The following is a 6733-nucleotide window of genomic DNA, read 5'->3' on the forward strand; positions in this document are numbered from 1 at the left end:
CGCTCACTCCGCCAACTGCCTTAGTTTTCAGGTGAGTTGCCTGCCTCGGCAAACGCCCCGTCGATGAGGACCGGGACCACCTCGCTCGCGTCCAGCTCGACGGCGATCGCCACGTCCGCGCCGAAGCCACCCTCGGCCAACTCCCGCCCCGAGACGCTCTGCCCGACCTCCCGGGCGACGTCCGCACACGACGCGTGCGCCGTAGCCGCCATCGCCGCCTCCGGCGACAACGGCCCGCACCCCCGGCCTCGCAGGGCCGCGATCACCGCGCCCGCGCCGAGCAGGTCCTCCAGCGCCGGGCGCAGGGAGCCGTCCGGCCAGCGCTCCCCCGCCGCGACCACGCCCACCGGCCGCTCCCGCCTCCCGTAGCCGCGCTCGGCCAGCCACCGCCCCACCGCGCCGCCGTTGCGCAGGCAGCCCGCCACCACCTGCGCGCCGGCGCCGTGCGCCGGCGCCGCGATCGCCGAGCCGTTGGGCGAGGGCAGCACCAGGCGCGGCGTGGCCGGCGCGCGGCGCAGCGCCGCCGGCGAGAGCGACCAGGGTGTCCGCACGCTGACGGCGCTTCGCCCGACGGCGAGTTCGGCGTCACGGCTGCGGGCGAAGGTCTCGGCGCTCTCGTCGCGCCAGGCGTAGGGGAAGACCCGCGCCCCGGTCTCGACCGCGACCGACACGGAGGTGGTGAAGGACAGCACGTCGACGACCACCAGGGCGGCGACCTCGGGGGCGAGGTGCCGGGCGCCGGCCGGCCCCCATTCGAAGCGCACGCCGTAGCCCGCCTGGACGAAGTACTCACGCATGGCCGACGATCCTGCCACGGCGGCGTAGCGTCGTGGGGGTTCGGAGTGGGACGGGAGGCGGGCGGTGCTGATCGTGGTCAGCGGCGGGCCGGGCAGCGGGAAGACGACGCTGGCGCACGCGCTGGCCGGGGAGATCGGCTGCCCGGCGGTGTGCCGGGACGAGCTGAAGGAGGGCCTGGTGCACGCGGGCGCGGGCGCCCCGGCCCCCGGGGCCGACGAGGCGGTGCGCGCGGTCTTCTTCGAGGTGCTGGGGGTGCTGGTGCGCGCCGGGGTGAGCGTGGTCGCCGAAGCCGCGTTCCAGCACCGGGTCTGGCGCCCGGGCCTGGAGCCGCTGGCCGCGCACACCGGGCTGCGGGTGGTGCACTGCCGGGTGGAGGCGGCGCTGGCCCGGCGGCGGATCGCCGAGCGCCTGGCCACCGGCGGGCACCGCGCCGCGCACGCCGACCGCGAGCTGCTCGCGGCCCCGCCGGGGGCGGGCAACCTGCTGGACGACTTCACTCCGCTGTCCCTGCCCGGCGTGCCGCGCCTGTGCGTGGACACCGCGCACGGGTACGACCCGCCGCTGGCGGACGTCGTCGCCTTCGCCCGGCGCTGACGGGGCCACACCGCCGAGGGGCCGCCATCGCGGCCGCCGTGCCGGATCTGCAAGGGCCCTGCGGGCGGGCCCTGAGGGCTCCGGCCGGCCTGCCGGGGGCCGCCGGATCCGCGCCCCCTCCGGGTCGGCCGACCCGGACGGGGCGCGATGGGCCCGAAGGTCGTCGCATCCGGTGCCGCTGATCGGCAACGCACGCCGAACGGCGGGTCCGTCCTCATGGACGGACCCGCCGTCAGGCGCGGGCCGGTCGGGTCACCAGTGGTCGTGGCGCTCGCAGCGCTCGTCGTGCTCGTGGCGCTTGATCTTGGTGGGGTCGGTGGCGGTGTGGCTGGTGGTGTCGCCACCTCCGAGGGCGGTGGCGCGGTTCGTCACCTCGTCGCGGGCCTCGCAGGAGACGTCGACCTTCAGGGTGATGGGAGGGTAGCTGCTCCCGGCGGGCAGGACGTCGCTACGGGTGCAGGTGAGGATGTCCAGGGTGCAGTTCCATCCCGTGCCGCTGATGCTGTCGGCGCGGAGCCCGGGGGGCAGGGTGTCGTACACGGTGACCGTGGTGCCGTCGGTCGGGGCGGCCCCGGCGGCGTTGCCCACGGTGATGGTGTAGGTGCCGTCCCGTCCCTGGGTGAAGTGCTTGGTGTGGGTCTTGGTGATGGTCAAGGACGGGAGCGTGTAGGAGATGATCACCTGGCCGTTGTGGTTCGCCGTCCCGATCGTCGACGGCGCGAAGCTCGTGCCGGTACCCGTGGGGGTGGCGAAGCTGCTGCCCCCGCCGCCGCCACCGCCACCCGCCGAGGTGCCATTGCTGTTGACGGCGGCGCTGCCGCCGCCCCCGCCGCCGAAGTAGCCGCCCCCGCCGCCGCCACCAGCACCGATGGCAGTGGCGGCGCAGCCGCCGCCGAACCTGCCCCCGGTGCCGCCGGTGCCGACCGTGGCACCGGAGAACCCGGTCCCCGGTCCGCCGTTGGTGACCGCACAGGGCGGGGCGCTGCCGGAGGTCCCGCCGGCACCCCCGGCACTGGTGGTGGTGCTGCCGCCGCCCCCGCCCTGCCCCGGCGCGGCCCCGGGGCCGGTGGCACTTCCCGCGGTACCGCCGGTGGCATCCGGCGTCGTCCCGCCGTTGCCTCCGTTGCCTCCCGTGGAGCCCGCTCCGGTGCCGCCGGAGGCACCGCCGCCGCCGGCGACCACCAGCAGGGAGCCGCCCGTGCTGACGCTGGAGGCCCCGCCCCCGCCCGGACCTTCGAAATGGAAGCCGGTGAGCGGAAAGCCCCCGCCCGGGGCGCCGCCGTTGAACCCGCCGGCACCCGCCGTGCCGGTGCCGTTGCAGCCCTTGCCGCCGGTGCCGCCGACGTTGACGGTGAAGGTCGTCGGTGCGGTGGTCTGCGGCAGGGTGGTCACCACCCGCGCCCCCGTCCCACCGGTCCCGGTGACGGAACAGGGGGTGCCGGTGTTGTCGGCGCCGCCCGCGCCGTCCGCGGTGATCGTCACCACCGCCGCCGCCGGAACGGTCAGGGTCTGCGAAGCGCCGGTGAAGGTGAAGGTCTGCGACGGGTCGGCCCCTTGCGCCCGCACCGGCACGTCCTCCACCGGCGCGGCGGCCACCGGCGCGGCCGTGGCCGCCAGCAGCGCCATTCCGGACAGCAGCGCGCCCCCCACCGACACCACCCCCACGCCGCGCTCCCCACGCCGTCCACCCGGGCCGTCCGGATCGGACGCGACGACGTCACGAGCCGGGGTCGTCCCACCGACCGGGGCCCTGTCGAACACGGCCGTGGGCCACTGACGGCTGACCCGGTACCACGGCAGATCGCCCTGTGCACGCGTACGAGCACTCATCCGCGGGTTCACCTCTCCTCACAGCAAAGCGCCCCGCACCCCTCACGCGACAAGGCGTAAGTGCGACAGGGCACCTGACGGGAAATCATGACAAACCACAGTAGATACCGCGATCCGATCACTTCGAGGTAGCGAGGTGATGGGAAGCCTCGTGTGTCGCAACACCCCGCGCGAGCCGGCGGGGAACCGGCGTCCGACCAGGTCACCGCCTGATCCCGGCACCCTTCCCGGCCCCGCCCCACACCTCCACCAGCGCACCGCCGACCGCGTCGGCGCCCTCGCCCGCCTCATCCGCGAAGCCGCCCTCACAGCGGTCCTCGACGGCACCGAACGCATGCGCCCCGGTGGAGGGAGGGACAACACCGGCGTCGCCGTCTTCACCCGAGGAAACCGCGCCGCAGCCGGCTGGGCCGGCGTGTACGGGGGCGTGGTCCGACTCCTCACCGGGTACCGTGCGGGAAACCTGAGTCGGGGCTGAGTCGGGGGCAGAGCCGGGGCCTTCCCGGCCTTCCCGGCAGGGGGCGTTCCCAGTGCCGGACCAGGGTGTCGGTGAGTGTGGAGAACAACCCGGCCTGCCCGGCCGGGCACGGCGTCAGCGCCTCACCGGGCTCCGACGATCCGGGCGCGAGATCCGGATTCGTGCCGCCGACGTCCTCGGGGCCGAGGATCAGCAGTCCCAGGGCGGCCTGATCACCCGGTTGAGTTTCCATGACCACGTTGCTAGCGTCCGAGAAGGTCTCACATGAGATGATCTCAACTCGGGGTTGCATCATGCGTGTTCTGATCGTCGGCGCCGGCCTGGCCGGCCCGTGCCTCGCCCACGGCCTGCTCCGACACGGCCACGACGTACGGCTCTTCGAGCGTGATCGCGCCATCGACGCCCGCGCGCAGGGATACCGGATCCACATCAACGGCGACGGGGACGCGGCACTGCGCACGTGGCTGCCCGCCGCGGCCTACGACCAGTCCGTCGCCACCTCCTGCCTGGCCACCGGCGGCGTCAGCATGACCGGCCCCGACCTGCGGGACTTCACCGAGATCGCGCTCGCCCCGGATGCCGCCGGCATCACCGTCGACCGGCTCACGCTGCGTCGGATCATGCTGCGGGAGCTGACGGACTCGATCCGCTTCGGTGCCGGCTTCCGTCACTACGAGCTGCTGGACGACGACACCGTACGGGTCCACCTCAGCGACGGCTCCACCGCCGAGGGCGACCTGCTGGTCGCCGCCGACGGGGCCAACTCCGGCATCCGGCGCCAACTGCTGCCCGACTTCCCGGTGACCGTGCAGGACACCCTGCTGATCTACGGCCGTACGCCACTGACCGACCAGGTACGGGATCTGACCCCGGAGCCGGCGCTCAACGGTTTCCTGGGCGTGTCCGGCCCCAACGGCCGCCGTCTCGCGCCGGCCGCGCAGCGGTTCCGCCGCAGCCCGGCCGACTTCGCACTCCCGGCGGCCGACGACTACGTGATGTGGAGCGTGGCCGCCCCGGCCGCCGCCTACGGCCCCGGGCTCTTCGGGCTGGGCGCGGCGCAGCTGTTGACGAAGGCGGCGGGCACCGTCGCCGACTGGCACCCCTCGCTGAGCGCGCTGGTCCGGCTGGCGGACCTGCGGTACCTCGTGCCCGCGAGCGTCCAGATCTCCGAGCGCCCCGCGCTGTGGCCGCCGGCACCGGTGACCCTGGTCGGTGACGCGGCGCACCCGATGGCCCCGGCCGGGATCAGCGCGGGAGCCGCGCTCCACGACGCGGGCCTGCTCGCCTCCCGACTCGTCTCGAACGCGCCCCTGCTCGACGCCGTCCGCTCCTACGAGAGGGACATGCTCGACTACGGCTTCGCCGCGGTCGCCGCCGCCAGCCGCGTGGTTGCGGGCGATGCCTCGGCCGAGTCCGCGTGAGCGCACCGAACCGGCGCAGGCTCAGGCGGTGCGCTGGCCGTGGAGGAGGACGGGCAGCGTGCGGTTGGCGAGCGCCTCGGCGAGGCGGGCGTACTGGGCGGGGGCCGTGACGTCGGGCAGTTCGCGCACGGGGACGAAGCGGGCGCCGAGCAGGCCGCTGCGGTGTTGGGGCGGGACAGTGAGAGGGGTGTCGTCACGGACGGTGCCGCCGTCGAAGACGAGGTTGAGGCGCTCCAGGTAGCGGTCGGCGGGGGTGAAGTCGACGGCGAGGAGGTGGGTCAGGCGCAGGTTCAGGCCGGTCTCGGCGTGCAGGTGGCGGGCGGCGGCGCGGTGCGGGGGCTCGTTGGTGTTCGCGGCGCCGCCGGGCAGGATCATCCCGTCCATGTAGTCCGGGTCGACGAGCAGGACCTCGCCGCGCCGGTTGCGCACGAGGACGAGGCAGCCGAGCCGGGTCACGGGCGGCTTGGCCAGGAGGCGGGGGTCGCGCATCGGGATGGTTCTACTTTCTGAGGACGACGAGGAGGAGGAGGGCGAAGCCCGCCCACCAGAGAAGGCGGGCGAGGAGGTCAGTGGTCGTGCGTGAGGCGCTCGTGGCGCAGTCCCTTGCGCAGCAGGTCGACGATCCGCAGGAGGTCCACCGGGCGGGCGGTGACGTGGAGCAGGTACTCGCACGTCAAACGTCCGCCCGCCCAGTCGACTTCTAGGGTCGGGAGCGTGACGCCGCCGAGGGCAAGGACGGTGGTCAGGTCGTCCAGGACGACGGCGGCCTGCCGGCGCTGCTCGGCGGTGACGCGGGAGAGGGTCGAGGACATCACTGCTCCCCCGGCCGCTTGTGCACCTCGAAGACCTTCCACGCGCTCCAGGCGTCGGAGAAGAAGGTGAAGGAGGCCAACTCACCGGTGGCGGCGCTGCGCAGCCACTGGCCGGTCATCTCGTTACGGACCCGGTAGCACCGGGCCTCGGTGTCCCAACGGACACCGTAGCCATGGAGTTTGGCAGGCTGGGGTGACTTCATGGTCATGACTGATCGCCTTCCACGCGAATCTGCGGTCACGCGAGTCGATTCACGATCGACATCACTTTCCGTGCTTCAAGCGTTGCTCATTGCAGCTAGGCTGACCAGCGTGGACGTGTGCCACATCATGGTTGGACACACTGGAGGGGCGGCATGGCCTTCAGACCCAAGGAGTTGGATCCGGGACGTTCGGCCCGCGACCTGTTCGGCTGGGAGATGCGCAATCACCGAAAGCTGGCCGAATCCATGTCGCTTGACCAGCTGACCGAGATCCTGGGCTGCTTCTCGAAGGGGCACCTTGCCCGGATCGAACGGGCCGAGTCGATGCCGCCGCCGGAGCTTCCGGCCAAGCTCGATGCCGCGTTCGGCACCGACGGGCGCTTCGGCCGCGTCTACGTACTCGCCAGGAAGGAGAGGTTCCCTGGCAAATACCGCCAATGGTCCGAGATCGAGGCCAAGGCGGAAGCCATCGAGGAATTCTCGGCCGCCACCATTCCAGAGCTCCTGCAGACCCCCGAGGTCGCGTACCGCTCATTGCTCGCGGGCCATCCGCATGCAACCCCGCAAGAACTCGAACAGCTGGTGTCGACACGTCTC

The 6733-nt window shown here is 73.4% G+C and carries 9 protein-coding genes; 3 read left to right on the plus strand and 6 right to left on the minus strand.

The genetic code is table 11. From position 1 onward, the window contains the following. Positions 1 to 20 precede the first annotated feature (20 nt). On the minus strand, positions 21 to 797 hold the full coding sequence (locus tag ABZW30_RS31020) for a 2-phosphosulfolactate phosphatase (protein ID WP_355674534.1): 777 nt from the start codon (positions 795 to 797) through the stop codon (positions 21 to 23). 64 nt (positions 798 to 861) lie between these two features. Here ABZW30_RS31020 and ABZW30_RS31025 point away from each other — a divergent pair, with 64 nt between their 5' ends. Beyond that, positions 862 to 1392 carry an AAA family ATPase gene (locus ABZW30_RS31025; RefSeq protein ID WP_355674535.1) on the plus strand — a complete coding sequence of 177 codons (531 nt, stop codon included), beginning with the start codon at positions 862 to 864 and terminating at the stop codon, positions 1390 to 1392. Between the two features lie 252 nt (positions 1393 to 1644). On the opposite strand, the gene ABZW30_RS31030 is transcribed toward ABZW30_RS31025, so the two are convergent. Together ABZW30_RS31030 and ABZW30_RS31035 are read right to left on the minus strand one after the other, a co-directional pair. Continuing rightward, a complete protein-coding gene (locus tag ABZW30_RS31030) occupies positions 1645 to 3057 on the minus strand; it encodes a hypothetical protein (protein ID WP_355674536.1) in 1413 nt (470 codons plus the stop codon). A gap of 605 nt (positions 3058 to 3662) precedes the next feature. Next, the gene (locus ABZW30_RS31035; RefSeq protein ID WP_355674537.1) at positions 3663 to 3932 is read right to left on the minus strand and encodes a hypothetical protein; all 270 of its coding nucleotides are present in this window, start codon (positions 3930 to 3932) and stop codon (positions 3663 to 3665) included. A gap of 61 nt (positions 3933 to 3993) precedes the next feature. On the opposite strand from ABZW30_RS31035, the gene ABZW30_RS31040 reads away from it, so the two are divergent. Next, positions 3994 to 5121: an NAD(P)-binding protein gene (locus ABZW30_RS31040; protein ID WP_355674538.1), complete on the plus strand. Its 1128-nt coding sequence runs from the start codon at positions 3994 to 3996 to the stop codon at positions 5119 to 5121. Between the two features lie 21 nt (positions 5122 to 5142). On the opposite strand, the gene ABZW30_RS31045 is transcribed toward ABZW30_RS31040, so the two are convergent. The 3 genes from ABZW30_RS31045 to ABZW30_RS31055 all read right to left on the minus strand — a co-directional run bounded on the left by ABZW30_RS31045 (position 5143) and on the right by ABZW30_RS31055 (position 6142). Next, positions 5143 to 5610, minus strand: a complete 468-nt coding sequence (locus tag ABZW30_RS31045; protein WP_355674539.1) for an NUDIX domain-containing protein — start codon at positions 5608 to 5610, stop codon at positions 5143 to 5145. Between the two features lie 77 nt (positions 5611 to 5687). After that, the gene (locus ABZW30_RS31050) at positions 5688 to 5933 is read right to left on the minus strand and encodes a hypothetical protein (RefSeq protein WP_355674540.1); all 246 of its coding nucleotides are present in this window, start codon (positions 5931 to 5933) and stop codon (positions 5688 to 5690) included. Continuing rightward, positions 5933 to 6142 carry a hypothetical protein gene (locus ABZW30_RS31055; RefSeq protein ID WP_355674541.1) on the minus strand — a complete coding sequence of 70 codons (210 nt, stop codon included), beginning with the start codon at positions 6140 to 6142 and terminating at the stop codon, positions 5933 to 5935. The genes ABZW30_RS31050 and ABZW30_RS31055 overlap by 1 nt, the downstream gene beginning before the upstream one ends. 147 nt (positions 6143 to 6289) lie before the next feature. On the opposite strand from ABZW30_RS31055, the gene ABZW30_RS31060 reads away from it, so the two are divergent. Further along, the coding region (locus ABZW30_RS31060; protein ID WP_355674542.1) for a Scr1 family TA system antitoxin-like transcriptional regulator at positions 6290 to 6733 on the plus strand (444 nt) is incomplete at its 3' end.

Origin of the sequence: Kitasatospora sp. NPDC004669 (assembly GCF_040609455.1) — a bacterium.
GTDB lineage: Bacteria > Actinomycetota > Actinomycetes > Streptomycetales > Streptomycetaceae > Kitasatospora.